Raw genomic sequence first — 22,546 nt, forward strand, 5'->3', positions numbered from 1 at the left:
CTCATCACTAGGGCGATAGCCCCGAGCCGAGGAAGCGTCATGGCCGACTGGACCCCAGCCCTCTACCGCCGCTACGAGGACGAGCGCACCCGCCCGGCCCGCGACCTGCTGGCCCGGGTCGAGCTCGATCCGCCCGCTGACGGCCGTCCGCTGGTGATCTACGATCTCGGCTGCGGCCCGGGCAATTCGACCGAGCTGCTGGTCGAGCGTTTCCCGGGGGCGGAGGTCACCGGCATCGACAGCTCCGAGGCGATGCTGGCCGATGCCCGCGCCCGCCTGCCGGGCTGCCGCTTCGAGCGGCACGACGTGGCCGTCTGGCAGCCGGAGACGGCGCCGGACCTGATCTACGCCAACGCCACGCTGCAATGGGTGCGGGGGCACGAGACGCTGGTGCCGCGGCTGTTCGGCCTGCTCGCGCCCGGCGGCGTGCTGGCGGTGCAGATGCCAGACAACCGCGAGGAGCCGACGCACCGGCTGATGCGCGCCGTGGCGGGCGAGGGGCCGTGGAGAGAGACGATCGGCGACGCCGCGCTGGTGCGCACCAAAATCCTGCCGCTCGACGAGTATTACGACCTGCTGGCGCCGGTCGCGGCCGAGACCGATGTCTGGCGCACCGCCTACCAGCACCCGATGGCGTCGCCGGAAGCGATCGTCGACTGGGTGCGCGGCACGGGGCTGCGCCCTTTCATCGACCCGCTGAGCGAGGAGCAGCGCGCCGGCTTCCTGGCGGACTACACAAGCCGCATCGCCGAGGCCTACCGGCCGAAGGCGGACGGCAAGCTGCTGCTGGCCTTCCCGCGACTGTTTGTCGTCGCCCGCCGCCCGCGCTAGGTCTTCCGCGCGTCGCGGCGGGGCACCACATGGCAGGAACAGCCCATGACGATGGAGCCCGCCATGTCGATTCCCCATCTCGCCGCGATCGGGTCGCTGCTCAGCGTGTTTCTCCTGCTCGCCGCCTGCGAGGGCATCGAGGTCAAGCCTTATTCGCCGAATGCCGGCAGGAGCTCCTACGGCGCGGGGAGCAGCGGCCGTCATTGAGGCCCGCGCGATCCCGTGACAGGACGTTCGCGCCACCGGCCAAACCCGCAGCCGCCCTAAGAATGGCGGATTTCCTGGGCTTCTGGCTTCCCGTTTGTCCCCCCGAGATGTACATCCAGGGGCATGGAAGACGTGGCCAGGAATACCAGACTAACGAAGCGGGGCGCAACCTACTGGTTTAAGGCCAAGGTGCCGAAGGACCTTCAGGGCCGGGGCCGGTTTGTCACCAGCAAGGGGACGCCGAAGACGGAGGAAGCGTTCACCCTCCGCACCAGAGACCCTGAGGCTGCCCGCCGGCTGGTCGTTGAGGCGTCGCTGAAGTTCGACCGGGAGTGTGACCAGCTTCGCCGGGAACTGGCCGCCCGTGAAGCGCCGCCCACACGCGCCCCTGAGGGGGCGCCCGCACAGGCCGACAGGTCAAGCCTTGTGTCGCTCTCCTATCGCCAATGTGTCGCGCTGTCCGGTCGCTGGCTCCGGGAGATGCTGGAGGTCTACGAGGCACACCCGGACAACAAGGAGGGTAACGCCCTGGGTCTCGATCTCCTCGCCGATGCGGAGGGCGACCCGCGGGAGCAAGAGCGGATAGTCGGCCCCCACCTTGACCGGCAGCTAGACGCCGAGGGTCTGGTGGTCGACACAGCGACGCGCCGGCTGCTGGTGCTGGCGTTCAGGGACGCGATGGCGAACCACCTGAGGGCAGCCGTGCGGCAGGACGGTGGTGACTTCTCCCCGGCCCCGGAGCTTGTCCGGTACCCGGCCGCCTCGGTGGTCGAGAAGGCGTCCCCTCCCGAGCCCGTGAATGCGCCCGTGGGGGGGAAGGCCATCACCATTGATGACGTGATCGATGGCTGGGCAGCCAACCAAGGCGCCAGCCCGCAGGCGCGGGACACATACGCCCGGACGCTGTTCGCCTTCGCTGCCACGATCAAGCCGCGCTCCCTAGCCGAGGCGTCCAAGCAGGACGTAGTTGACTGGAAGGCTGCGCTACAAGCGGCGGGACGAACGGCCTCGACCATCGTCTCTTACATGAACCGCTGCTCGACCCTCTACGCATGGGCAGTGGATGACGGCCTCCTCCCTAGCAATCCCTTCGTTGGCGTTCGGCGTCCCAGGGTGAAGCGCGGTAGGGGCCGTCTGGTCCGGCCGTTCACCGAGGCGGAGGCAGTCACCATCCTGACCGCTGCAAGGGAGCGGCAGGGGTTCGCCCGGTGGGTGCCGTGGCTGATGGCATTCAGCGGCGCCAGGGTGGCCGAGGTCTGCCAAGCCATGGTCGCCGATGTCCGGGAGGTTGACGGCATCCCCTGCCTCATGGTGACGGAGGTGGACGAAGACGGGCAAGCGAACGGGACAAAGTCGGTCAAGAGCGAAGCATCGGTGCGGGCCGTCCCGATCCACCCTAAGGTCGTCTCTGAGGGCTTCCTAGACTACGCCCATGGTCTACCTGCGGATGGCCCGCTGTTCCCTGATATCACCTTGGACAAGTACGGCCTCCGCGGAAGCACGGCAGCGAATGCACTTCGGTCTTGGGTGCGGGGACTGGGGATCACTGATGACCGGATCTCCCCCAATCACTCATGGCGCCACCGGGTGAAGGACCTTCTGCGCAACGCTCTGGTCCCTCCCGAGGTGCAAGACGCCATCCTCGGCCATGAGGCAGGGCGGAACGCCGGTGACGGCTATGGCCTGGGCTTCAGCGTCACGGTGCTGCACGACCACCTGTGCCGGATCAACGTGCCGGACGGGCTTTGAGGTTCCCTGCGAGCGAAAGGCCAAAAGGCGGGGAGGCCGTAAAGCCTCCCGCGCCCCTCCTTACGTGAAAAGCAGGATGAGGATGGTGGCCAGAAGCCGCACAGTCCTCAAGTCCATCTTCACGCTTATCGTGATCATCATCGCGATAGCTACTCGCACGATGTCACGGCCGGCCGCGACGAATTGTCGGGGCGAGTGTACTTATGTTCGCGCCCTAGCTGGCGCTAGCCGTCGAGTTGTGGCCACAACTCTTCGGCGTCAGACGATCCCCTCTTTCCTGGCACTGACTGTTGATGGTCAGTGTGGAGGCTGGTTCACGCCCTTAAGCCCCCCGTTCCTTTCGGGAGACCCCCGGCTAGGATGGCCAGTCTGCGCCACGGTTGCGACCCGTGGTTACGCTGTTCGGCGCATTCGTTGATACTTAGGAAGCGAGGCGCGGCGGTACAAGGCCAGCCCCTGTTGCGGATGCCGGCCCCGAGATATGTTGACGCTTCCTCGCCATCCGGTCTGCCTCGATCTGCCCGATGATGCCCGCCCAGGTCGCCTCGAAGGGCGCCGAAGCGAACTCCACCGGATCATAGACCAGCGCATGACGGCACCAGAACGCTAGCGCCTCCGCCCGCCTCATGCCCCTGCGCCGGATCGCGCGGTAGCTGGTGGGCTCGGGCGGCGCGTACTCGCCCAGGTACGCCGTCCGTAGCACGAAGCAGGGACCGAAACCCCTCTCCGCAACGATGGTGATCCGCGAGGTGACCGGCTTCTCGACGCCGACGATGGTGCGAGACGGGTGCCGCCGGCCGTGCCGGTAGGCGAACAGGCAGGATGCGTCGGGGGTAGCGGGCTCCGTCTGCACCTTCGACGTGACCCCGAGGGGGCGCCCGAGGTTCACCGCTTCGGTGATCTCTCGACCGGCCGTCGCGACATTGATCCGCTCGAATGCCTCGGCAAGAAGGTCGTCGGTGACATCGGGATGCGCCGCCCTGTGCTGCTCGAAGTCCGTTGAGACCGCCAGTCGCCAGCGGCCATCACTCCGCCGAATGTGTCGTGCCACCCTTTCCCCCCACTTTACAGCCTCGAAGCCCAGGCGTAGCGCGGCTTTCAGGCCCGCCGCGCGCCCCTGTAAGTGTTCAATCTTAACAGGATCGCGATTGCTGTTGAAAAACAGGCAGTTACGGGTCACTCAACCTCGAACCGCTCCAGCGCATTTCGCGCCCGTTCAGCGTCCCCGCCGCGCTCTTTCAGGGCCGCAAGAAGATCCTCGGCGGCTTCCGCAAGCTGGTCCAGGGTGCGGGGATCGGTGACGTTCCCGCCATTCACCAGACGTGCCACCTGAAGAAGGTTCGAGATGGCCGCGTTGTTCACCGCCTGGGTTGCTGACAGCGGGTCGGGCTCGCGTCCGCCGCGCGGTCTCTCGGCGGCGCCCTTCTTGGGCTTCTTGGCGACCAGACCGGGAAACTCCTCGGCCCAACTCACGGCTGTCACGTGGGTGATCTTGTGGTGAAACTTCGCGGCCATCTCCCTGGATGACAGCCCGTCCAGCGCACCGCACCCCGCGAGCCGGCGGAATGCCTCTCTCAGTTCCTTTCGGGTCAGCCCCTTCCCATGGGTTGTGTTCGCCAGGGCTGCTGCCTCAGTCGCCTCCGCCATAGAGCCTGCTTTGACCTTGGCCTCGACCACGGCGGGGGCCTGCCCTGCATTCTCCGCCACCAACTCGGCAGCCTCACATCGGTGAAAGCCGTCCACAAGGAAGAGCTTGCCCTCGACCTCGAAGACCTCCACGGGCGGGAACTCCTCCCCCCTCGCCATGGAGCGCGCGTAGCTCTCCACCAACTCGCGGTCAATGTCGTCCCGAACCTGCATCCCGGCCGCGTCCCGGATGATGTCCGTAAGCGCGATCTTTCGGGTGGTGGTCCCAGCACCCCGGTTCCCATTCATGGCCGTCACTTCAACTCCTCCAGGGCCTCGGTCAAGCGCGCTTGACGCATCTTCCGCTCTTCGGCCTTGTCCGCTTCCTTCCGCCACAGAGCCACACCAGACGGCCCGAACGCGACCGCGAGGCGATGGCCGATCAGTACGGCCACCTGTCTCGGCAACTCCTTGTAGTGCCTGCGCCGCTTTCCGCTGGCGTCATACCAGATCCCGGCGTTCCTCTCGACTAGCGCCCGAACGCGCCGGCAAAGCTGAACCCGGAAGGCATCGTCCGATCGGAAAAGGCGCGGCTGATCCGCTTCCATCCAGGCGGTTGCAAGAGCGGCCCGAACGACCTCCCATGGCTCCGCCTCCTCACCGATCCTGACGATCTCCTTCGACGCCATGACCGAGACCTTATTCATGGCCCCGCCTCGGCGGAACTGGTCAACCTCGGCCTTTGCCTCCGCCACGACCTCCGCCCATATGGCCCCTAGCTGCACCCAGGCAGGGGAGGCCGCATTACGCGCTTTCACGCCCTCCACCAGCTTTTCGTAAGGCGCCAGCATCGTCTTCGTGATGGCGATCTGCTCGGGGTGGCCATGGCGCCGGTCGTGCGCCTTGTGCCTGTCGCAATGCCGGCCCCACCCACTGGCCGGTTCGGTGCACCAGGATACTCGACAGGGCTTCATCGTTCCGATCTCGAAATAGTTGCACCCGTGGGTAGGGAGACAGACGGAAATAGAAAATTCATCATGGTTACGCCCTTGCCTTGTTGAGCGTGGCCAGCAGGCGGTGGACGGATGTGGTGTGCCAGCGCCCCCCGCGCGGCGTCTGGTAGCCACCGGCGTTCAGCGCCTCGGCAATCGCCCTCACAGAGTGGACGCCTCGCGCCTTCAGGCCCTCGACCACGTGCCGCAGCCGTTCAGCGCGCTCTACGGCGACCGTATGGGCCACTTCCGCGGCCCGCTGTGGGTTCGGTCCCCCGGCCCGTGCAAGGCCCTCCCGCAGCGCCCTGGCGCCGTTCGGGTTGCCGAGCCGCACACCCCGCGCCTTCGCCGCTGCCAGCGCCTCCTTGGTCCGCCTGCTGATTGCCTCGCGTTCGTTCTGCGCGACTACGGCCATTATACCAACGGTCAGGTTGTTCATCTCGGGCATGTCCGCCGCGAGGAACGGGACATCGCCTTTCTGGAGGGTCAGCAGGAAGGCCGCATCACGGGACAGGCGGTCGAGCTTGGCGATGATAAGCGTTGCCCCGGTCAGCCGGCAGTGGTCCAACGCCTGCCGCAGGGCGATGCGATCATCTCGCTTCCCGGTCTCAACCTCCTGGTACTCGGCCAGCAGCCGTGCGCCGTCCCCAAGCCCCCGTAGGTGGCTCTCTACGGCCTCCCGTTGAGCGTCGAGGCCGAGCCCCGACCGACCTTGCTTGGCGGTGGAAACCCTGTAGTAGGCGATGAATGGGCGGGGCATGGTCATGTCCACAAAGCGTAGTAACGTTCGTTAGGATGGTTTGTGAACATCTCGTTGTCAAGGCCCGATGGTGTGCCATCCGGCTGCCCTCAAGAGCGGCCGCTCATCCTGGGAGAGGGTGTGGCGCCGGCCCTGGCGAGGCGCAGGATGGGCATGCCGTGTTCTGGCGGGGCGCAGAGCGCAGGCCTTGCCGACCGTCCTCGACGTTCGGGCGTCGCGGTGGTGCATGCGTCCAGTCCCGCTTGACCGCTACGCAGGGGGTGGCACCGCCGCCCATACGGGGGGACGCTCGCTCGGCTTCATTCATCAAGATGGGCTCGAAGAAATTTTGGCCAAAAAACATCGCTGGCCCTACGGCTTCATAGGAAGCGCCCCGGTGCCCGTCCAGGACCACCGGGGCTCCTCCTTCTGGGCGTGCTACGGTCGCCGCTTCCGCCCGGACCACCATGCACCAGCCGCGAAACCGACGTTCAGCGCCAGCCAAGTGGCCCCTGCCAGGACGTAGACGCTGACCACGATCAGCTCTCCACGGTGGCGGGGACCGGCGCCGTAGCGGTCACCAGTGCGCCCGTGGCCCTAGCCTGGGGGTGATTGGGGAAACAGGTCAGGGCGTAGGCGCCGCAGGACCGGCAGGCTCGGGAGAAGATGCGTTCCCCACCATGGGCAAGGCAGGGCGCGGCAGCAGCGGCCGTAGGCGCTACACGCTGGGGGGCGGAGGTGGCGGCCGGCGTGGTCGTGGTCTCAGGCATGGTCTGCAACTTTCAGTGCATGCGTTGCGGGTTGCCTTCCATGCCCTCCGGGTGTACCACCGAGCGGGGACGACGGGAGCCGAAACCCTAGGATTTCTGCGGCCTCTGGCGTTGCGCTCTGTCCCGTGACAGGATCGCGGCATGGCCTTTCATCTCTGCCGCACCTGCGGCACCCAGTATCCCGACAGCCCGGCGCCGCCCACCGCCTGCCCGATCTGCGAGGATGAGCGCCAGTTCGTGCCCGAGTCCGGGCAGAGCTGGCTGACGCTGGACGAGTTGCGGCGCGGTCACCGCAACAGCTTCACGGCGATCGAGCCCGGGCTCGACCAGATCCTGGTCGAGCCGGAATTCGGCATCGGCGAGCGCGCCTTCCTGATCCGGCTGCCCGAGGGCGGCGTGATGATGTGGGATTGCGTGGCGCTGATCGACGACGCCACCGTCTCGGCGATCCGGGCGCTGGGCGGGCTCCGCGCCATCGCCATCTCGCACCCGCACTATTACACCACGATGGTGGAATGGGCGCAGGCCTTCGGCTGCCCGGTCCATCTCCATGCCGATGACCGCCAATGGGTGCAGCGGCCCGACCCGGCCTTGTCCTTCTGGTCGGGCGAGACCCTGGATCTCGCCGACGGCCTGACCGTGATCCGCTGCGGCGGCCACTTCGCGGGCGCCGCGGTGCTGCACTGGGCGGCCGGGGCGGAAGGGCGCGGCGTGCTGCTCAGCGGCGACACCATCCAGGGCCTGCCGGACGGGCGCTGGGTATCCTTCATGTACAGCTATCCGAACCTGATCCCGCTGCCGGCCGCCGCGGTGCGGCGCATCTCCGACGCGGTGGCGCCGTATGATTTCGACCGGCTGTACGGCGCCTTCGTCGGCCGGCAGGTCAAGGCGGACGCCCGCGGCGCCGTGCTGCGCTCGGCCGACCGCTACATCCGGGCGATCCAGGGCGGCTGAGAGACCGTTTGGAAATGCGCTGGTGTGAGTCGGCTGGCGGTGGTTTCGAGAACCGGCGCGCAGCGGACGTTTGGGTCCGTGAGCACCGGAAGCGCAGAAACCGGCGTCAGACGGCCGCACCAGTAGCATTTCCAAACGGTCTCTGAGCCCGTCCTTGCCGTCATCACCCTGTCATCGTGGCCGTGGCAGACGGTCGGCGGCATGCCGTGGCGCGTCCCCGGCCGTATCTGCATCCGAGAGGGGGAAGACATGCGACTTGGGAAGACGATCGCGCCGGCCGTGGCCGCGGCGCTCGGCATTGCGGTTCTCGCCATGCCGGCCCTGGGCCAGACCGTGACGGTCCGCTTCGTCCACACCAACGATATCGACCGGATGGAGGAGCGCGACGGCCGCGGCGGTTTCGCCCGGCTCGCCGGCGCGGTGGCGGCGGAACGGGCGCGGCCGGGCCGGACCATCTTCGTCCACACCGGCGACACGCTGTCGCCGTCGCTGCTCTCCGGCATCGACAAGGGCCGCCATATCATCGACCTGCTGAACCGCATCCCGGTCGACCTCTTCGTGCCGGGCAACCACGATTTCGATCTGGGCCCGCAGGTCTTCCGCGACCGCCTGGCCGAGGCTCGCTTCGACATCGTCTCCTCCAACATCCGCGAGCCGGACGGCCGCGCCCCCGCCCACACGATCGACGACAAGGTCATCGACGTGGACGGGGTCCGCATCGGCTTCTACGGCCTGACCACCGAGGACACGCCGATCGGGTCGAGCCCCGGCGAGATCACCTTCGAAGGATCGATCGACACCGCCCGGCGCAAGGCGGCGGGACTGCGCGGCAAGGGCGCCGACTTCATCGTCGCCATGGTGCACACGCCGCTTGCGGTCGATATGGGCCTGCTGCGCGGCGGTTTCGCCGACTTGGTGCTGTCCGGCCACGACGAGCATCTCCTGACCTATTTCGACGGCAAGGGCGCCCTGGTGGAATCCCAGACCGAGGCCAATTTCGTCGTGGTCACCGAGGCGACCATCACCAAGTCGGTGGAGAAGGGGCAGACCGACATCGACTGGTGGCCCGCCTTCCGGATCATCGACACCGCCACGGTCGCGCCCGATCCGGGGATCGCCGAGGCGGTTGCGGCCTATGGCCGACAGCTGGACCAGGCGCTGCTGGTCGAGATCGGCGTCACCGAGACGCCGCTGGACAGCCGCCGCGCCAGCGTCCGCACCCAGGAGACCGCGATCGGGAACCTGATCGCCGATGCGATGCGCGCGGCGGTCGGCGCCGATGTCGCCCTGTTCAACGGCGGCGGCATCCGCGCCGACCGGGAATATCCGGCCGGCACGGTGCTGACCCGCAAGGACATCCAGTCCGAGCTGCCCTTCGGCAACCGGACGGTGAAGCTGGAGGTCACCGGCGCGGTGCTGCGGCGGGCGTTGGAGAACGGCGTCAGCCAGGTGCGCGAGATCGGCGGCCGGTTCCCGCAGGTCTCCGGCATGGCGGTCGAGGCGGATCTCGACCGGCCTGTCGGCGAGCGTGTGCGCAGCGTCACCGTCGGCGGCGCGCCGCTCGACCCCGGCCGCACCTACACCCTGGCCACGCCGGCCTTCCTGGCCCGCGGCGGCGACCAGTACGCCATGCTGGCCGAGGGGCGGCCGATCGTGACCGAATCCGACGCCCAGATCATCGCCAACCAGGTCATCGACTATGTCGCGGCGCAGGGCCGGATCGCGCCGAAGGTCGAAGGCCGGGTGACGCTCCTGCCCTGACCGGCCGGGATTGCCCCGCCGGTCGCTTCGCCGCATCCTGCCCCGCACCGTCGGACATGAGGGGATGAAGGCATGGCTCGCAGGATCGTGATCACCGGCGCCGGGGCGGGGCTGGGGCTGGAGCTGACGCGGTGGTACGCGGCCCGCGGCGACATGGTGATCGGCGTGGTCCGCAGCGAGGCAGCGTCGGCCGATTTCACGGCGGCGGCCGGGGCGGACGGCATCCTGGTCCGCGGCGACGTCACCGACCAGTCCTGCGCCGACCGGCTGCGGCAGGTGCTGGCGCAGCGGGCGCCAGCGGTGGACATCCTCTACAACAACGCCGGCATGTCCGGCCGCGGTGCGCAGCTGGCCGGCATCCGGATCGAGGATGTGCAGCAGGCGCTCGACGTCCACTGCCTCGCCGCGCTGCGCATCAGCCAGGCGGCGATCGACGCCCTCCTGGCGGCGGAGCGGCCGGTCATCGTCAATGTCAGCAGCCGGCTCGGCTCGATCGGGCGGGTGGCGGCCGGCGATTTCGACCATCTCGGCATCGCCTATGCCACCCGCATCTCCAAGGCGGCGCAGAACATGCTGACCGCCTGCCTCGCCCGCGAATTCGGCCCGCGTGGCCTCGCCGTCTACGCCGTCCATCCCGGCCGGATCCGGACGAAGATGGCCAGCGCCGACGCAGACCTCGAGGCGCCGGAGGCGGCGGCGCGCCTCGCCGGCTGGGTCGACCGCATCCGGCCGGACCGGCAGGTCTTCTACGGCGAGCCCGAGCTCGGCACGTTTCCCTGGTAGCCTGGCCCCTGGTCAGCCGGAACGCATTTCTCGCCCGGTCCTGAAACTTTCCCGGCGCACGATCCGTAAGGCTCTCCCGTCCCGAGATGTCGGCGACAAACCAGGATGGGAGAACCCGAAATGCGTGCCGATCAATACCTCTCCACCGTGTTCGGCGCCTGCCTCGCTCTGGTCGCGGCCGGCGCCCTGACCGGCCCGGCCGTCGCGGAGACCACCGTGATGGTCGGGGGCGCGGCGATGTACCCGAGCAGGACCATCGTCGAGAACGCGGTCAACTCGAAGGACCACACCACGCTGGTCGCGGCGGTCAAGGCGGCCGGGCTGGTCGACACCCTGAACGGCGCCGGCCGGCACTGATCGTCCGGGTCGACACCCGCGCCGGCGCGGTCCAGGTCCGGCCGGTGCGGGCCGAAGTGCCGGCGGACCGCAGTCTCGAGCTGTGGTTCGTCGCCGCCGGCACGCCGCCGCGGTCGCTCGGCCTGATCGACGCCACCGACCGGCAGCGCCTGGCCATTCCCGAGGCGCTGCGCGGCTCCGCTCTGGCCGGGGCACGCTGGCGGTCAGTGTCGAGCCGGCCGGCGGCTCGCCCACCGGCGCCCCGGCCGGGCCGGTCGTCTATTCTGGCGCGTTGATCGACGATCCGTCCTGACCGTCCGAAGCGACGCTCACGATCGGAGCGGCGCCTCATAGGGGTGGTAGTAGCCCGCCTCCTGCGTCGACAGGGCCAGGAACTCGCCGTTCCGGAAGATGAGGGTGACGCCGTGCTCCTGTTCCCAGGGCGGATAGAGCACGAGGCTCGAGAAGCGACTCTGCCACCGATCGGTGTCGGAGATGCTCAGAAAGCGGATGTTGGTGGCGGCGAAGGCTGCGTCCGCATCGGGCAGATCGAACGGGTCGTTGGGATCGTCGGCGCCGTAGTCGATCTCCGCGGCCGCCTTGCGGTAGTCGGCGTAGAGCAGTTCCTTGATCCGCGGCAGCAGCTCCGGCGGCAACCGGACGAACTCGAGCAGCGTCTCGATCTGCTTGGCGTCGACCGCCGTCTGCCCGTCATTGAGAAAGATCTCGACGGTCACGTCGCGACCAAACAGGGCGGAGTGCACGATGAGGCTGTTCTTTGTGACGGTGGGCACAAGCGCGGGCGCCGCCTTCTGCGCGGCTTGCCCCGATGCAGCCGCGCTTTCCATTGCCCGTCGGAACTCGCTCTCGCGCGCGGCCTCGATCTCTGCGAAGCTCCGTTCCGGCGGCCGGCGTCGGAACGAGGCGAGTGCGGCCGTGAACGCCTTGATCGTTGTCTCCGACTCCGCGTCGCCGAACATGGCCTGAGCCCGGTACAGATAGGCCGGGTCGGGCGGCACGAGGAGAACGACATGGCGATATGAGGGATTTCTGTCTTCCCCGTCCGGCTGGCTGCGCACCACGATATAGGTTCCGGGCAGCCCGTCGGCGTCGATGGCACGGCGCTCGACGATCTCTTGCCCTTCGACCAGCCGTGCCGCCTCGCCTTCGATCCTCGCGGCTGCATCGCCTTCCACCTTGGATTCGGTTGAGCAGATCGAGAATTCCGGCGAAGTCGCTGTCTGGGTGAAGGGCTTGGCCGTGACCACCTCGTGCCAGTTCACGACCCGGGGGAACGCGTCATCGATGTCGATTTCGAAGCTGTTGGCGACGATGTGCTGCATCTTGTCTCCCGGGCTGATCTTGCGCGGATGCGAGCCACCGGCACCCGGCAGGACTGTCTGCGTGAAGCAGGACATCTTGCCTTCGGCCCCTGGGGTGTGACACCCCTTGAATATGGCTTCGGCTCTGGCGCCGTTTTCTGCGGTCGGGTGGCACGACTTGGTCGCATCCTCTAGAATCGACGGCATGACCATCGAGTCCCTCCGCACCATCCGCCGCCTGCCGCCGACCCTGGTGAACCAGATCGCCGCCGGCGAGGTGATCGAACGCCCGGCCGCGGCGGTGAAGGAGCTGGTGGAGAATGCGATCGACGCCGGCGCCCGCCGCATCGACGTGGCGCTGCGCGACGGCGGCCGCAGCCTGATTTCGGTGGTCGACGACGGCGCCGGCATGGACCCGGAGGAGCTGCTGCTGGCGATCGAGCGCCACGCCACCTCCAAGCTGCCGGACGACGACCTGGTGCGGATCTCGACGCTCGGGTTCCGGGGCGAGGCGCTGCCCTCGATCGGCGCCGTGTCGCGCCTCTCCATCGCCAGCCGCCCCCGGCCCAAGTCAGGAGGGGGGGCGGCGGAGGGCTGGAGCCTGTCTGTCGAAGGTGGGGCGGTGACGGCGCCGGTGCCGGCGGCGCTGAACCATGGCACCCGGGTCGAGGTGCGCGACCTGTTCTATGCCACCCCGGCGCGGCTGAAGTTCCTGAAGGGCGAGCGGGCCGAGACCCAGGCGGCGGTGGACGTGGTCGAGCGCCTGGCCATGGCGCATCCGACCCTCAGCTTCACCGTGGCGGACGCCGCCCGCCCCCTGCTGCGGCTGGAGGCGGCGCGGGGCGAGCTGTTCGACGCCCGCCTCGCCCGCGTCGGCGCCGTGCTGGGCGGCGATTTCGCCGAGAACGCCCTGCCGATCGAGGCGGTGCGCGAGGCGGTGAGGCTGACCGGCCACGCCGCGCTGCCGACCCTGAACCGCGCCACCGCCCAGGCGCAGTACCTGTTCGTCAACGGCAGGCCGGTGCGCGACCGGCTGCTGCTCGGCGCCATCCGCGGCGCCTATGCCGACGTGCTGCCGCGCGACCGCCACCCGGTGCTGGCGCTCTATCTCGAGCTGCCGCCGGAGGAGGTCGACGTCAACGTCCACCCGACGAAGGCCGAGGTGCGGTTCCGCGATCCGGCGCTGGTGCGCGGCCTGATCGTCAGCGCCCTGCGCCACGCCATCGCCGCAGCCGGCCACCGCGCCTCGACCAGCGTCGGCGCCGACACCCTGGCCGCCTTCGTGACCCAGGGCGGCGGGGCGCCGGACGGGCCGGCACCGATGCAGGCCCCGCTGTCCCGGTTCAGCGGCCAGACCTCCTGGTTCCAGACCCGCGGTCCGGTGCGCCCGCCCTCCGGCCTCGCCGAATCGGCGGCCGCCTGGCAGGCGCCGATCGCCGCCGATCTGGCCCGGCCTTCGGCGAGGGCCGAGGCTGCGGTGCAGGAGCCGGCGCCGGAGCATCCTCTGGGCGCCGCCCGCGCGCAGGTCCACGCCACCTACATCGTCGCCCAGACCGGCGACGGGCTCGTCATCGTCGACCAGCACGCGGCGCATGAGCGGATCGTCTATGAGCGGATGAAGGCCGAGCTGCTGTCCGGCACGGTCAGGAGCCAGGGCCTGCTGCTGCCCGAGGTGGTGGAGCTGAACGAGGCCTCGGTCGACCGCCTCGCCGCGCGCCAGGCGGAGCTGGCCGGGCTGGGGCTGGAGCTCGAGCCCTTCGGTCCCGGCGCCGTGGTGGTGCGCGGCGTGCCGGCCCTGCTGGGCCAGTCCGACGTGCCCGGCCTGGTGCAGGATCTGGCCGACGCGCTGGCGGAATGGGACGACGCGAGGCCGCTGACCGAGCGACTGGCCCATGTCTGCGCCACCATGGCCTGCCACGGCAGCGTCCGCGCCGGCCGCCGCCTGAACGCGGCGGAGATGGACGCCCTGCTGCGCAGCATGGAGGCGACCCCCAATGCCGGCCAGTGCAACCACGGCCGGCCGACCTATGTCGAACTGAAGCTGGCCGATATCGAGAAGCTGTTCCAGCGGCGCTGAAGCGCGCTCACGGCCCGCCGGCCGCCTCCAGCACGGCCAGGTCGTCCCAGGCGACCGGGATCACCCGGGTCGGATGGCCGCCGATCGGCTCGACGAACGGCGCGCCCTCGACCCCGCCGAGCCGCCGATAGAAGCCGCGGGCGTCGTGATTGCCCTCGATCACCTCGAGGAACGCCGATCGGAAGCCCAGGCGCCGCAGTTCGGCCGCGGCCCGGCCCATCAGGCGCCGGCCGAGCCCGCCGCCGCGCAGCCCGGGCGCGACATGCAGGTTGTCGATCAGCGCCCTGTCCGGCCCTTTCGGCCAGGCCGCGACGAATCCGGCGATTCCGTCCGGCGCCATGGCGATCAGGATCATCATCCGGCACGGCTCATCCTTGGCGAACGCTCCGCTCCAATGCGCCGCCAGCTGATCTCCGGCCGGCCCGTCGAGATAGGAATCGGGCAGCAGCCCGCGATAGGCGCTGCGCCAGCTGCGCTGGTGCAGATCGGCGATCGCCGCGGCATCCGCCGCGGTCGCCGGCCGGATCTCGATGGTCATGGCGGCCTCCGCGAGAACGGCGAAAGCATAGCCCGGCCGCGTCTCGGCACGGCAGGCCAATCCGACCGCGTGACCGGCATGCCGGAACGGCTGTTGGCACCGTGGCCGAGGGAGCATATCTAGTGCGTCCGCGCGGGCGGCGCTCGCCTTCCTGCCGGTGAATCGGGGATACATGCAACGAGTCGACGAGACGATGAGCGGGTACAGGGAAAAGGGGTTCGGGGACCGGCTGAGCAGCGCTCAGAATGCGAAGAAGGCCGCGCTGGAGAAGTTCCGGGCGAAGACCGCGCCGGACAATCCGGAGCTGGCCCGGCAGCGGGCGGAGCGGCAGGCCATCGCCGAGGCGCGGGCGCAGCGCGAGGCCGAGCGCCGGGCGGCCAAGGAGGCCGAGGAGGCGCGGCTGAAGGCCGAGGCCGAGGCACGGGCGCAGGAAGAGGCGCGGCGCAAGGCCGAGGCCGCCGAGGCCGAGGCCCGGGCCCGGCGCGAGGAGGCCGAGCGGATGGTGGCGTTGCTGGCCGAGCAGAAGGCCGAGCGCGACGCCCGCTACGCCGCCCGCAAGGCGCGCGTCAAGCGCTGACCGGACCGGCACGGGTCGGGCGGAATGTCGAAGACCACGCGCGCCACCCAGGCGCTGGAACGGGCGGGCATCGGCTTCGCCGTCGCGACCTATGACTATGATCCGGGGGCGGACCGCATCGGCATGCAGGCGGCCGAGGCCATGGGCGTGCCGCCGCGCATCGTGCTGAAGACGCTGATGGCGGAGGCCGACGGCAAGCCGGTCTGCGTCGTGGTGCCGTCCGACCGCGAGGTCGGCATGAAGAAGCTGGCCGCCGCCTTCGGCGCGAAATCGGCGCAGATGATGCGCCCGGCCGATGCCGAGCGGGTCACAGGCTACCATGTCGGCGGCATCAGCCCGCTCGGCCAGAAGCGGGCGGTGCCGACCGCGATCGAGGAGGCGGCGATGGCCGAGGCGGAGGTCTTCGTCAATGGTGGCCAGCGCGGCCTGCAGATCCGCCTGAAGCCGCGGGACCTGCAGGCGGCCTTGAAGGCCAAGGTGTCGCCGCTGGTGGCCTGATCGGCCCGGCGGCCGGCCGGAACGGAGACGGGGTGCAGTCCTTCGACGTGGTGGTGATCGGCGCCGGGGCGGCCGGGATGATGTGCGCGGCCGAGGCCGGCAAGCGCGGCCGGTCGGTGCTCGTGCTCGACCACGCCGCGGCGCCGGGCGAGAAGATCCGCATCTCCGGCGGCGGGCGCTGCAACTTCACCAACCTGCACGCGGCGCCGGCCAACTTCATTTCCGCCAACCCGCATTTCTGCATCTCGGCGCTGCGCCGCTACACCCAGCGCGACTTCATCGGCCTGGTCGACCGCCATGGCATCGCCTGGCACGAGAAGACGCTGGGCCAGCTGTTCTGCGACGGCTCTTCGCGCCAGATCATCGACCTGCTGCTGGCCGAGATGGGCCGGGCCGGCGTCACGCTGCGCCTGTCGAGCAAGGTCGACTCGGTCGAACGCGACGCCGACGGCTTCGTCCTGGGTCTGGCGTCGGGGCCGTTGCGCTGCCGGTCCCTGGTGGTCGCCACCGGCGGCCGGTCGATCCCCAAGATGGGTGCCACCGGCTTCGGCTACGATCTGGCCGCCCGCTTCGGCTTGAAGGTCACCGAGACCCGGCCCGCCCTGGTGCCTCTGACCTTCGAGCCGGCATTGCTGGAGCGGCTGAAGCCGCTGGCCGGCATCGCCGTCGACGCCGTGGTCGGCTGCGGCCGCACCCGGTTCCGCGAGGCGATGCTGTTCACACATCGCGGCCTCAGCGGTCCGTCGATCCTGCAGATCTCTTCCTACTGGCGCGACGGGCAGGAGATCGAGGTGTCGATGCTGCCCGGCACGGACGTGTTCGACCGGCTGCGCGGCGCCCGCGCCGAAAACGGCCGCCGGGCCCTGCACACCGTGCTGGCCGAGGCGCTGCCGAAGCGGCTGGCGCAGACGATCGCCGAGGCCGAAGGCGCGGCGGGCAACCTCGCCGACCTGTCCGACAAGGTGCTGCGCCGGGTGGCAGATTCGGTGAATGGCTGGCGGGTGCGGCCGGCCGGGTCCGAGGGCTACCGCACCGCCGAGGTGACGCTGGGCGGCGTCGACACCGCCGGCCTGGATTCGCGGACCATGGAGGCGAAGGCGGTGCCGGGCCTCTACTTCATCGGCGAGGTGGTGGACGTCACCGGCTGGCTCGGCGGCTACAACTTCCAGTGGGCGTGGTCCTCCGGCTGGTGCGCAGGACAGGCCGTCTGATCATGAAGCCATGGCGAAATCCCCACGCATCGGCCGCCAGACGGTGACGCCGCGCTCCTGCCGCAGGATATCGGGCAGCGCCGCCATATAGGCCCGGCGGTAGTCGCGGGGGACCTGCACCTGCACCAGCTCGTCGAGATCGGCCCAGGTCTCGTAGATCATGAACAGGGCCGGGTCGTCCGGCGACCGGTGCAGCACGGCATTGATGAAGCTCGGCTCGTGCCGCATCGCGTCCAGCACCGGCGTCAGCAGCGCCAGGAACTCGGCCTCGCGGCCCGGCTTCACATGCAGGGTGACGGTGAAGGCGACGGTCTTGTCGCCCGGCCGGGTGACGGTGGACTGCAGCATCGAGGCCTCCTTTGGGCAGCGGCCGGCAGGATGCGGGCCTGCCCGGCCTGCGGTCCATGACCTCGGAGGTCATGGATCGTCACATCCGGAAGATCCGCTTGCCGTCGCCCGGACTGGCCCAGCTCTCGGCGATGGCCCGCCCGGCATCTTCCAGCGGATGGATGCCGCCGAGCGGCACCCGGATCTCTGGCCGGGCGAACACCCCGATCATCTCGCGGAGCATCGCCGCATCCTCCGGTGCCGGCGGTCCGAAGAAATAGCGGTAGACGCTGGGCCGCAGGGTCACGCCGTTCAGCAGCAGGTCGAAATTGTGCAGCGTGAAGCTGTCCTCGCTCATGCCGCCGTTGATCATGACGCGGCCGCCGAAGGCCAAGCTGCGAATCAGCGTCCCGGTGGCCGGCCCGCCGACATTGTCGACCACCCCGTGCAGCCGGGCGCCGCCGGTGACCGCCATCACCTCGGCCCGCAGGTCCTGGCGGGACAGGTCGATCACCGCCTCGGCGCCGAGCTCGCGCAGGTCGAGATCGGCATGCGTGCGGCGGACGACCGCGAGCGTGCGGATGCCGCGCCGCCGGGCGAATTGCAGCACCAGTGTCGAGATCGTGGAGTAGCCCGCCGTCACCGCCAGCCATTGGCCCGACTCGACACCGGAGTCCGCCACCAGGTCCCAGGCGGTGATCGGGTTCATCAGCTGCCCGGCCTTCTCGGCCGGCATGTCGGGCGGCAGCGGGATCAGGTATTCGGCCGGGACCGCTGCGTATTCCGCCCAGGTCTTCTCGTGGCTGAAGGCCACCAGCGTGCCCGGCGGCAGCGCCACGCCCGGCCCCGCCCGTTCGATCACCCCGGCGCCGTGATTGCCGGCGATCTGCCGCGGGAACTTCGGCTTCTTCGGCTCGGGGTACAGGTTCTGGACGAACAGGAAGTCGCCCGGGTTGATCGAGGCCGCGACCATCCGCACCAGCGCCTCGCCCGGTCCGATCTCCGGCACCGGCACATCGGCCAGGTACAGCACCTCGGCCGGCAGGCCGATCCGGTCGAACACCACCGCTTTCATTCGCCGCTCCATCGCTTGCAGCCGGGACGTCAGACCGTAGGAGCAGCGGGGATCTGGCTGAATTGGCAGGATTGACAATCTCTATGCTAAATCTGCCGCATGACGATCAAACCCATCCATGTCGCGATCTGGCTGCCCGCGAGCTTCTACTCGGCGGTGGCGGCGACGCTGGTCGAGATGCTGGAGCTGGTGAACAAGCTGCGGCGCGAGCCGGCCTTCTCCTTCGAATTCCTGGCCCGGGCGCCGGCCGCGGCCGCCACCTCCGGCATCGCCTTCCCGGCCCGGCCGCAGCCGACGGCGCCGGTCGACGTGCTGGTGCTGCTGGCGATGCCGGGGCTGGACGTGCCGGAAATGCTACGGGCGCTGGCGGAGGAGAGCGGCCACGCCCGGCCGCTGATCGAGCAGGCGCGGCAGCAGGGCGCGATCATCGCCGCCCATTGCGGCGCGGCCTATTTCCTGGCCGATGCCGGGCTGCTGGACGGCCGCCGCGCCACCATCTCCTGGTGGCTGAAGGAGGATGCGCTGCGGCGCTTCCCGAAGGTGCGCTGGGACCCGTCCCGCCTGCTGCTGCGCCACGACCGGATCTACAGCTGCGGCGGCGGCTTCTCCGGGCTGGAGCTGGCCACCGCCCTGCTGCGCGACCTCGGCTTCGCCAGGGAGGAGCGGATCGTGCGCAAGCTGCTGGTGCTGCCGCCGGCGCGCCGGTCGCAGACACCCTACGAGTTCCCGCTCGATCAGGCGGCGCCGCAGCCGTTCCGCGATCGTCTCCTGGAGGTCGCGCAGGCCGACCTGCCGGCGCTGAGCCCCGACGGGCTCGCGGCGGCGCTGGGCCTGTCGCCTCGCACTCTGGCCCGGCGCTTCACCGAGGAGCTGCAGACCACGCCGGGCCGCTGGATCCAGGACCGGCGCCTCGACGCCGCGCGCGACCTGCTCGAGCGCGGCGACCTCGGTATCGCCGAGATCTGCTGGCGGGTCGGCTACCAGGATCCGGCGTCGTTCAGCCGCCTGTTCTCCCGCCGCACCGGCCTGTCGCCCGGCGAATACCGCCGCCAGGCCCGCTGAGTCAGGCCCCGAACACCCGGTCGCCCTGCTCGTCGATGATCTGCTGCGCCTTGGTCACCGAGAAGGCGGTGGCGTCGTCCTTGCTGGCGTGCTTGTCGGCGCGGATGAAGCGGTGGGTCTTGGTGCCGTCCGGGAAGTCCTTCTCGATCAGGCCCGCGGTCTGGTACTGGCCGCCGGCCTGGAAGGGGGCGGGGCGGATGCGGAAGCCCTTGTACTCGACCGCCGGCCCGGTCTGGGCCTCGCCGGACGAGGCCTCCTCGCGCTTGCCACCGCCGAACAGGGATTTGAGGAAGGAGACCATCGTGCCGACCGTTTGCGCTGGAATGAAGAGGCCAGCCTAGCCCGGATCGCGCCGCGGATCACGCTTTCACCGCGGTGAGGCGCATGCTACAGCCATCCCGCCGGAACCGGAGACCCGCGATGAGGACCGACTCCACCGCAACCCGCTGAGCCGCAGCAGCCCGTCCGGTTGTTGCGGCGTTCCCGATCACGGCCATTCCTGCCGATCCGATGCGGACCGCCGCCGAAATCCCCTTTCCGCGGAGGTCTTCCCATGCCTGCACCCAGGCCATGGCCCTATTCCCTGGCGGCCACCCTGCTGCTGATGTCCCCCTTCGACCTTCTGGCCTCGCTCGGCATGGACGTCTACCTGCCGGTGGTGCCGCTGATGCCGGCGGCCCTGGCGGCAACGCCGGCGCTGGTCCAGCTCACCCTCAGCCTCTATCTGCTGCTGCTCGGCTGCGGCCAGCTGCTGTTCGGGCCGCTGTCCGACCGCGTCGGCCGGCGGCCGGTGCTGCTCGGCGGCGCCCTCCTGTTCACCCTGGCCTCGGCCGGGCTGGCGCTGACGTCCTCGGCCGTGCCGTTCCTGGCGCTGCGCCTGGTGCAGGCCGCCGGCGCCGCGGCCATGCTGGTCGCCACCTTCGCCACGGTGCGCGACGTCTACGCCGCGCGGCGCGAGGGCGCGGTGATCTACAGCCTGCTCGGCTCCATGCTGGCCTTCGTGCCGGCCTTCGGGCCGCTGCTCGGCGCCGGGGTCGATCACGGCTTCGGCTGGCGCGGCATCTTCTGGCTGCTGGCCGGGCTCGGCGCCCTGGCCGGGCTGCAGGCGCTCCGGCGCTGGCCGGAGACGCGGCCCGAGGGCGGCGACGGGGTGCGGCTGTGCCATGTCGGCGCGATCCTCGGCAGCGGGCCGTTCTGGACCTACACCCTCGGCTTCAGCGCGGCGATGGGCGCGTTCTTCGTCTATTTCTCGACCGCGCCCGCGGTACTGATCGGCGGGCTGGGCCTGACCCCGATCGGCTTCAGCCTGGCCTTCGGCACCGCAGCCCTGGTGATGATCGCCACATCGCGCTTCGCCGGCCGCTTCACCGCGCGCTGGGGCCGGCGCGGCTGCCTGATCCGCGGCATGGCGCTGCTGCTGGCCGGGGCGGTGCTGCTGGTGTTGGGGAAACTCGCGGTGGGTCCATCGCTCTGGGCTTTCCTGGTGCCGGTCTGGGTGATCTCGGCCGGGATCTCGGTGACCTGCGCCGTCACCGCCAACGGCGCCCTGCAGGGCTTCGGCCATGTCGCCGGCACCGCCACCGCGCTCTATGCCTGCCTGGAGGGGCTGATCGTCGGCGCCGTGGGCACGCTGGCGGTGCTGGTGCTGCCGGCCGGCCTGGCGCTGGCCGGGTTCTGCGCCCTGGCGGCACTGGTCGTCACCGGCCTGGCGCTGCGTCTGCCGGCCGAGTGAAACGGAGAGGGGCGGGCCTCCCGGTCCGCCCCTGTCTCATCATCACGCCGCCATCGCTGGCGCCTGGTCGATGAAGCCGGTGATGCCGGACAGCAGGCCGTCGGCGATCTCGCCGAAATCGGTGCCGGCGACCAGCGGGGGCTGGCCCTCGGGACCCAGCTCCCAGCGGAAGCGGATGCGGCCATTGTGCTCGTCGACCGGGCCGACCCGGCGGAAGCGGTGGCCGGGAAAGCGCTCCTGCACCGCTGCGATCATGGCGTCGATCGCGGCCCGGCCGTCGCCCCGCATCATCGGATCGACATAGGCCGCATCCTCGGTCCAGGTCGCATCGATCAGGGCGCGCCGGCGACTGGCATCGGTCTCGTTCCAGATCGCGATGTAGCGGTCGACCAGCTCGGTGGCTGCAGTCATCTCGGATCTCCGTCGGTGGTTGCGATGGCCCGATCCTGTCCGGCCCCGGGGACGAAAGCGATTACCTGCCAGGTCATGGATGCGCCGCCGCCCGCCGGCTATCGTCGGCGCATGGCCAAGACCGCTCCCAGCTTCGGCGACCATCTGCGCGACTGGCGCCGGCGCCGCCGCCTCAGCCAGCTCGACCTCGCCTGCGAGGCCGACATCTCCACCCGCCATCTCTCCTTCATCGAGACCGGGCGGTCGCGGCCGAGCCGCGAGATGGTGCTGCATCTGGCCGAGCGGCTGGAGGTGCCGCTGCGCGAGCGCAATACGCTGCTGGTCGCCGCCGGCTTCGCCCCGGCCTATCCGGTGCGGCCGCTGGACGACCCGGCCCTAGCCCTGGCCCGGCGGGCGGTGGAGCGGGTGATCGAGGCGCATGCCCCGACCCCGGCGCGGGCGGTCGACCGCCACTGGCAGCTGGTCGCCGCCAACGCCGCAGTGCCGCTGCTGCTGGACGGGGTATCGGCGACGCTGCTGCAGCCGCCGGTCAACGTGCTGCGGCTCGGCCTGCATCCGGACGGGCTGGCGCCGCGGATCGTGAACTATGCCGAATGGCGCGGCCATCTGCTGGAGCGGCTGCAGCGCCAGATCGACTCGGCCGGCGACCCGGTGCTGGTCGAACTGCTGGCGGAGCTGCGGGCCTACCCGGCCCCGCCCTCCAAGGTCGCGGCGCTCGCCCCGGCGGAGGAGGCGCATCCCGACGTCGTCGTGCCGTTCCGCCTCGTGACCGACTCCGGGATCCTGTCCTTCCTGTCGACCACAACGGTGTTCGGCACGCCGGTCGACGTCACCCTGTCGGAGCTGGCGGTGGAGTCCTTCTTCCCGGCCGACGCCGCCACCGCCGAAGCCTTGCGCCGCCTGGGCTGAGCCGGGTCGGCAATGCTTTGTAACAAAATTGTCCTCGTCTTGTATTTGACATAATTCCC

Annotated in this window: 25 protein-coding genes; 15 read left to right on the forward strand and 10 right to left on the reverse strand. The window is 70.0% G+C overall.

Features of this window, described 5'->3' with window-relative positions:
* Window positions 1-39 precede the first annotated feature (39 nt).
* The 3 genes from tam to LG391_RS10250 all read left to right on the forward strand — a co-directional run bounded on the left by tam (window position 40) and on the right by LG391_RS10250 (window position 2,787).
* The gene (tam, locus tag LG391_RS10240) at window positions 40-831 is read left to right on the forward strand and encodes a trans-aconitate 2-methyltransferase (protein WP_225767914.1); all 792 of its coding nucleotides are present in this window, start codon (window positions 40-42) and stop codon (window positions 829-831) included.
* Window positions 832-876: 45 nt separating this feature from the next.
* Window positions 877-1,038, forward strand: a complete 162-nt coding sequence (locus tag LG391_RS10245; protein WP_225767915.1) for a hypothetical protein — start codon at window positions 877-879, stop codon at window positions 1,036-1,038.
* Window positions 1,039-1,161: 123 nt separating this feature from the next.
* On the forward strand, window positions 1,162-2,787 hold the full coding sequence (locus LG391_RS10250; protein ID WP_225767916.1) for a DUF6538 domain-containing protein: 1,626 nt from the start codon (window positions 1,162-1,164) through the stop codon (window positions 2,785-2,787).
* Between the two features lie 421 nt (window positions 2,788-3,208).
* Here LG391_RS10250 and LG391_RS10255 read toward each other — a convergent pair whose 3' ends face one another.
* From LG391_RS10255 to LG391_RS10270, 4 genes are all read right to left on the reverse strand, one after another.
* Window positions 3,209-3,967, reverse strand: a complete 759-nt coding sequence (locus LG391_RS10255; RefSeq protein ID WP_225767917.1) for a hypothetical protein — start codon at window positions 3,965-3,967, stop codon at window positions 3,209-3,211.
* Window positions 3,964-4,731 carry a hypothetical protein gene (locus LG391_RS10260; RefSeq protein WP_374200739.1) on the reverse strand — a complete coding sequence of 256 codons (768 nt, stop codon included), beginning with the start codon at window positions 4,729-4,731 and terminating at the stop codon, window positions 3,964-3,966. The genes LG391_RS10255 and LG391_RS10260 overlap by 4 nt, the downstream gene beginning before the upstream one ends.
* The gene (locus LG391_RS10265; protein WP_225767918.1) at window positions 4,728-5,387 is read right to left on the reverse strand and encodes a hypothetical protein; all 660 of its coding nucleotides are present in this window, start codon (window positions 5,385-5,387) and stop codon (window positions 4,728-4,730) included. Before LG391_RS10265 ends, LG391_RS10260 begins: the two co-directional genes overlap by 4 nt.
* Window positions 5,388-5,454: 67 nt before the next feature.
* Window positions 5,455-6,165 (reverse strand): recombinase family protein, encoded by a 711-nt coding sequence (locus tag LG391_RS10270; protein WP_225767919.1) that lies wholly within the window; start codon window positions 6,163-6,165, stop codon window positions 5,455-5,457.
* A gap of 890 nt (window positions 6,166-7,055) precedes the next feature.
* On the opposite strand from LG391_RS10270, the gene LG391_RS10275 reads away from it, so the two are divergent.
* From LG391_RS10275 to LG391_RS10295, 5 genes are all read left to right on the forward strand, one after another.
* Window positions 7,056-7,868 (forward strand): MBL fold metallo-hydrolase, encoded by an 813-nt coding sequence (locus tag LG391_RS10275; RefSeq protein WP_225767920.1) that lies wholly within the window; start codon window positions 7,056-7,058, stop codon window positions 7,866-7,868.
* A gap of 249 nt (window positions 7,869-8,117) precedes the next feature.
* Entirely contained in the window at window positions 8,118-9,629 is a 1,512-nt protein-coding gene (locus tag LG391_RS10280; RefSeq protein WP_225767921.1) for a bifunctional UDP-sugar hydrolase/5'-nucleotidase, read from the forward strand.
* A 72-nt stretch (window positions 9,630-9,701) separates the two neighbouring features.
* Window positions 9,702-10,412 carry an SDR family NAD(P)-dependent oxidoreductase gene (locus LG391_RS10285; RefSeq protein ID WP_225767922.1) on the forward strand — a complete coding sequence of 237 codons (711 nt, stop codon included), beginning with the start codon at window positions 9,702-9,704 and terminating at the stop codon, window positions 10,410-10,412.
* Window positions 10,413-10,532: 120 nt separating this feature from the next.
* Window positions 10,533-10,769 carry a hypothetical protein gene (locus LG391_RS10290; protein WP_225767923.1) on the forward strand — a complete coding sequence of 79 codons (237 nt, stop codon included), beginning with the start codon at window positions 10,533-10,535 and terminating at the stop codon, window positions 10,767-10,769.
* Window positions 10,770-10,813: 44 nt separating this feature from the next.
* The gene (locus tag LG391_RS10295) at window positions 10,814-11,044 is read left to right on the forward strand and encodes a hypothetical protein (RefSeq protein WP_225767924.1); all 231 of its coding nucleotides are present in this window, start codon (window positions 10,814-10,816) and stop codon (window positions 11,042-11,044) included.
* Window positions 11,045-11,077: 33 nt separating this feature from the next.
* Here the strand turns inward: LG391_RS10295 and LG391_RS10300 are convergent, their stop codons facing one another.
* Window positions 11,078-12,283, reverse strand: coding sequence for a hypothetical protein (locus LG391_RS10300; protein WP_225767925.1), 1,206 nt, complete (start codon window positions 12,281-12,283; stop codon window positions 11,078-11,080).
* On the opposite strand from LG391_RS10300, the gene mutL reads away from it, so the two are divergent.
* The gene (gene mutL, locus LG391_RS10305) at window positions 12,276-14,147 is read left to right on the forward strand and encodes a DNA mismatch repair endonuclease MutL (RefSeq protein ID WP_225767926.1); all 1,872 of its coding nucleotides are present in this window, start codon (window positions 12,276-12,278) and stop codon (window positions 14,145-14,147) included. The genes LG391_RS10300 and mutL overlap by 8 nt on opposite strands.
* A 7-nt stretch (window positions 14,148-14,154) precedes the next feature.
* On the opposite strand, the gene LG391_RS10310 is transcribed toward mutL, so the two are convergent.
* Window positions 14,155-14,685, reverse strand: a complete 531-nt coding sequence (locus tag LG391_RS10310; RefSeq protein ID WP_225767927.1) for a GNAT family N-acetyltransferase — start codon at window positions 14,683-14,685, stop codon at window positions 14,155-14,157.
* A 193-nt stretch (window positions 14,686-14,878) separates the two neighbouring features.
* Between LG391_RS10310 and LG391_RS10315 the strand changes: the two genes are divergently transcribed.
* Genes LG391_RS10315 through LG391_RS10325 form a run of 3 tightly spaced genes read left to right on the forward strand, consistent with a single transcriptional unit; the run spans window position 14,879 to window position 16,971 of the window.
* On the forward strand, window positions 14,879-15,262 hold the full coding sequence (locus LG391_RS10315) for a DUF6481 family protein (protein WP_225767928.1): 384 nt from the start codon (window positions 14,879-14,881) through the stop codon (window positions 15,260-15,262).
* Window positions 15,263-15,286: 24 nt separating this feature from the next.
* Entirely contained in the window at window positions 15,287-15,760 is a 474-nt protein-coding gene (gene ybaK / locus LG391_RS10320) for a Cys-tRNA(Pro) deacylase (protein WP_225767929.1), read from the forward strand.
* 32 nt (window positions 15,761-15,792) lie between these two features.
* Window positions 15,793-16,971: an NAD(P)/FAD-dependent oxidoreductase gene (locus LG391_RS10325; protein ID WP_225767930.1), complete on the forward strand. Its 1,179-nt coding sequence runs from the start codon at window positions 15,793-15,795 to the stop codon at window positions 16,969-16,971.
* Here LG391_RS10325 and LG391_RS10330 read toward each other — a convergent pair whose 3' ends face one another.
* Both LG391_RS10330 and LG391_RS10335 read right to left on the reverse strand, forming a co-directional pair.
* Entirely contained in the window at window positions 16,972-17,319 is a 348-nt protein-coding gene (locus LG391_RS10330) for a putative quinol monooxygenase (protein WP_225767931.1), read from the reverse strand. It lies immediately after the preceding gene.
* A 79-nt stretch (window positions 17,320-17,398) separates the two neighbouring features.
* A complete protein-coding gene (locus LG391_RS10335) occupies window positions 17,399-18,373 on the reverse strand; it encodes a zinc-binding dehydrogenase (RefSeq protein WP_225767932.1) in 975 nt (324 codons plus the stop codon).
* Window positions 18,374-18,472: 99 nt separating this feature from the next.
* Here LG391_RS10335 and LG391_RS10340 point away from each other — a divergent pair, with 99 nt between their 5' ends.
* On the forward strand, window positions 18,473-19,435 hold the full coding sequence (locus LG391_RS10340) for a GlxA family transcriptional regulator (RefSeq protein WP_225767933.1): 963 nt from the start codon (window positions 18,473-18,475) through the stop codon (window positions 19,433-19,435).
* A gap of 1 nt (window position 19,436) precedes the next feature.
* Here LG391_RS10340 and LG391_RS10345 read toward each other — a convergent pair whose 3' ends face one another.
* The gene (locus LG391_RS10345; RefSeq protein ID WP_225767934.1) at window positions 19,437-19,736 is read right to left on the reverse strand and encodes an HlyU family transcriptional regulator; all 300 of its coding nucleotides are present in this window, start codon (window positions 19,734-19,736) and stop codon (window positions 19,437-19,439) included.
* Window positions 19,737-19,988: 252 nt separating this feature from the next.
* Between LG391_RS10345 and cml the strand changes: the two genes are divergently transcribed.
* Entirely contained in the window at window positions 19,989-21,167 is a 1,179-nt protein-coding gene (cml, locus tag LG391_RS10350) for a CmlA/FloR family chloramphenicol efflux MFS transporter (RefSeq protein ID WP_225767935.1), read from the forward strand.
* A 42-nt stretch (window positions 21,168-21,209) separates the two neighbouring features.
* Here the strand turns inward: cml and LG391_RS10355 are convergent, their stop codons facing one another.
* On the reverse strand, window positions 21,210-21,578 hold the full coding sequence (locus LG391_RS10355) for a nuclear transport factor 2 family protein (protein ID WP_225767936.1): 369 nt from the start codon (window positions 21,576-21,578) through the stop codon (window positions 21,210-21,212).
* Window positions 21,579-21,689: 111 nt separating this feature from the next.
* Between LG391_RS10355 and LG391_RS10360 the strand changes: the two genes are divergently transcribed.
* Window positions 21,690-22,487: a helix-turn-helix domain-containing protein gene (locus LG391_RS10360; RefSeq protein WP_225767937.1), complete on the forward strand. Its 798-nt coding sequence runs from the start codon at window positions 21,690-21,692 to the stop codon at window positions 22,485-22,487.
* Window positions 22,488-22,546 lie beyond the last annotated feature (59 nt).

This window comes from Inquilinus sp. Marseille-Q2685 (genome assembly GCF_916619195.1).
GTDB lineage: Bacteria > Pseudomonadota > Alphaproteobacteria > DSM-16000 > Inquilinaceae > Inquilinus.

Bases quoted from the DNA above. Each gene is read 5' to 3' on its own strand.
- tam (WP_225767914.1), top strand. From the start codon at position 40: ATGGCCGACTGGACCCCAGCCCTCTACCGCCGCTACGAGGACGAGCGC.
- LG391_RS10245 (WP_225767915.1), top strand. From the start codon at position 877: ATGACGATGGAGCCCGCCATGTCGATTCCCCATCTCGCCGCGATCGGG.
- LG391_RS10250 (WP_225767916.1), top strand. From the start codon at position 1,162: ATGGAAGACGTGGCCAGGAATACCAGACTAACGAAGCGGGGCGCAACC.
- LG391_RS10265 (WP_225767918.1), bottom strand. From the start codon at position 5,387: ATGAAGCCCTGTCGAGTATCCTGGTGCACCGAACCGGCCAGTGGGTGG.
- LG391_RS10270 (WP_225767919.1), bottom strand. From the start codon at position 6,165: ATGCCCCGCCCATTCATCGCCTACTACAGGGTTTCCACCGCCAAGCAA.
- LG391_RS10275 (WP_225767920.1), top strand. From the start codon at position 7,056: ATGGCCTTTCATCTCTGCCGCACCTGCGGCACCCAGTATCCCGACAGC.
- LG391_RS10280 (WP_225767921.1), top strand. From the start codon at position 8,118: ATGCGACTTGGGAAGACGATCGCGCCGGCCGTGGCCGCGGCGCTCGGC.
- LG391_RS10285 (WP_225767922.1), top strand. From the start codon at position 9,702: ATGGCTCGCAGGATCGTGATCACCGGCGCCGGGGCGGGGCTGGGGCTG.
- LG391_RS10290 (WP_225767923.1), top strand. From the start codon at position 10,533: ATGCGTGCCGATCAATACCTCTCCACCGTGTTCGGCGCCTGCCTCGCT.
- mutL (WP_225767926.1), top strand. From the start codon at position 12,276: ATGACCATCGAGTCCCTCCGCACCATCCGCCGCCTGCCGCCGACCCTG.
- LG391_RS10300 (WP_225767925.1), bottom strand. From the start codon at position 12,283: ATGGTCATGCCGTCGATTCTAGAGGATGCGACCAAGTCGTGCCACCCG.
- LG391_RS10310 (WP_225767927.1), bottom strand. From the start codon at position 14,685: ATGACCATCGAGATCCGGCCGGCGACCGCGGCGGATGCCGCGGCGATC.
- LG391_RS10315 (WP_225767928.1), top strand. From the start codon at position 14,879: ATGAGCGGGTACAGGGAAAAGGGGTTCGGGGACCGGCTGAGCAGCGCT.
- ybaK (WP_225767929.1), top strand. From the start codon at position 15,287: ATGTCGAAGACCACGCGCGCCACCCAGGCGCTGGAACGGGCGGGCATC.
- LG391_RS10330 (WP_225767931.1), bottom strand. From the start codon at position 17,319: ATGCTGCAGTCCACCGTCACCCGGCCGGGCGACAAGACCGTCGCCTTC.
- LG391_RS10335 (WP_225767932.1), bottom strand. From the start codon at position 18,373: ATGAAAGCGGTGGTGTTCGACCGGATCGGCCTGCCGGCCGAGGTGCTG.
- LG391_RS10340 (WP_225767933.1), top strand. From the start codon at position 18,473: ATGACGATCAAACCCATCCATGTCGCGATCTGGCTGCCCGCGAGCTTC.
- LG391_RS10345 (WP_225767934.1), bottom strand. From the start codon at position 19,736: ATGGTCTCCTTCCTCAAATCCCTGTTCGGCGGTGGCAAGCGCGAGGAG.
- cml (WP_225767935.1), top strand. From the start codon at position 19,989: ATGCCTGCACCCAGGCCATGGCCCTATTCCCTGGCGGCCACCCTGCTG.
- LG391_RS10355 (WP_225767936.1), bottom strand. From the start codon at position 21,578: ATGACTGCAGCCACCGAGCTGGTCGACCGCTACATCGCGATCTGGAAC.
- LG391_RS10360 (WP_225767937.1), top strand. From the start codon at position 21,690: ATGGCCAAGACCGCTCCCAGCTTCGGCGACCATCTGCGCGACTGGCGC.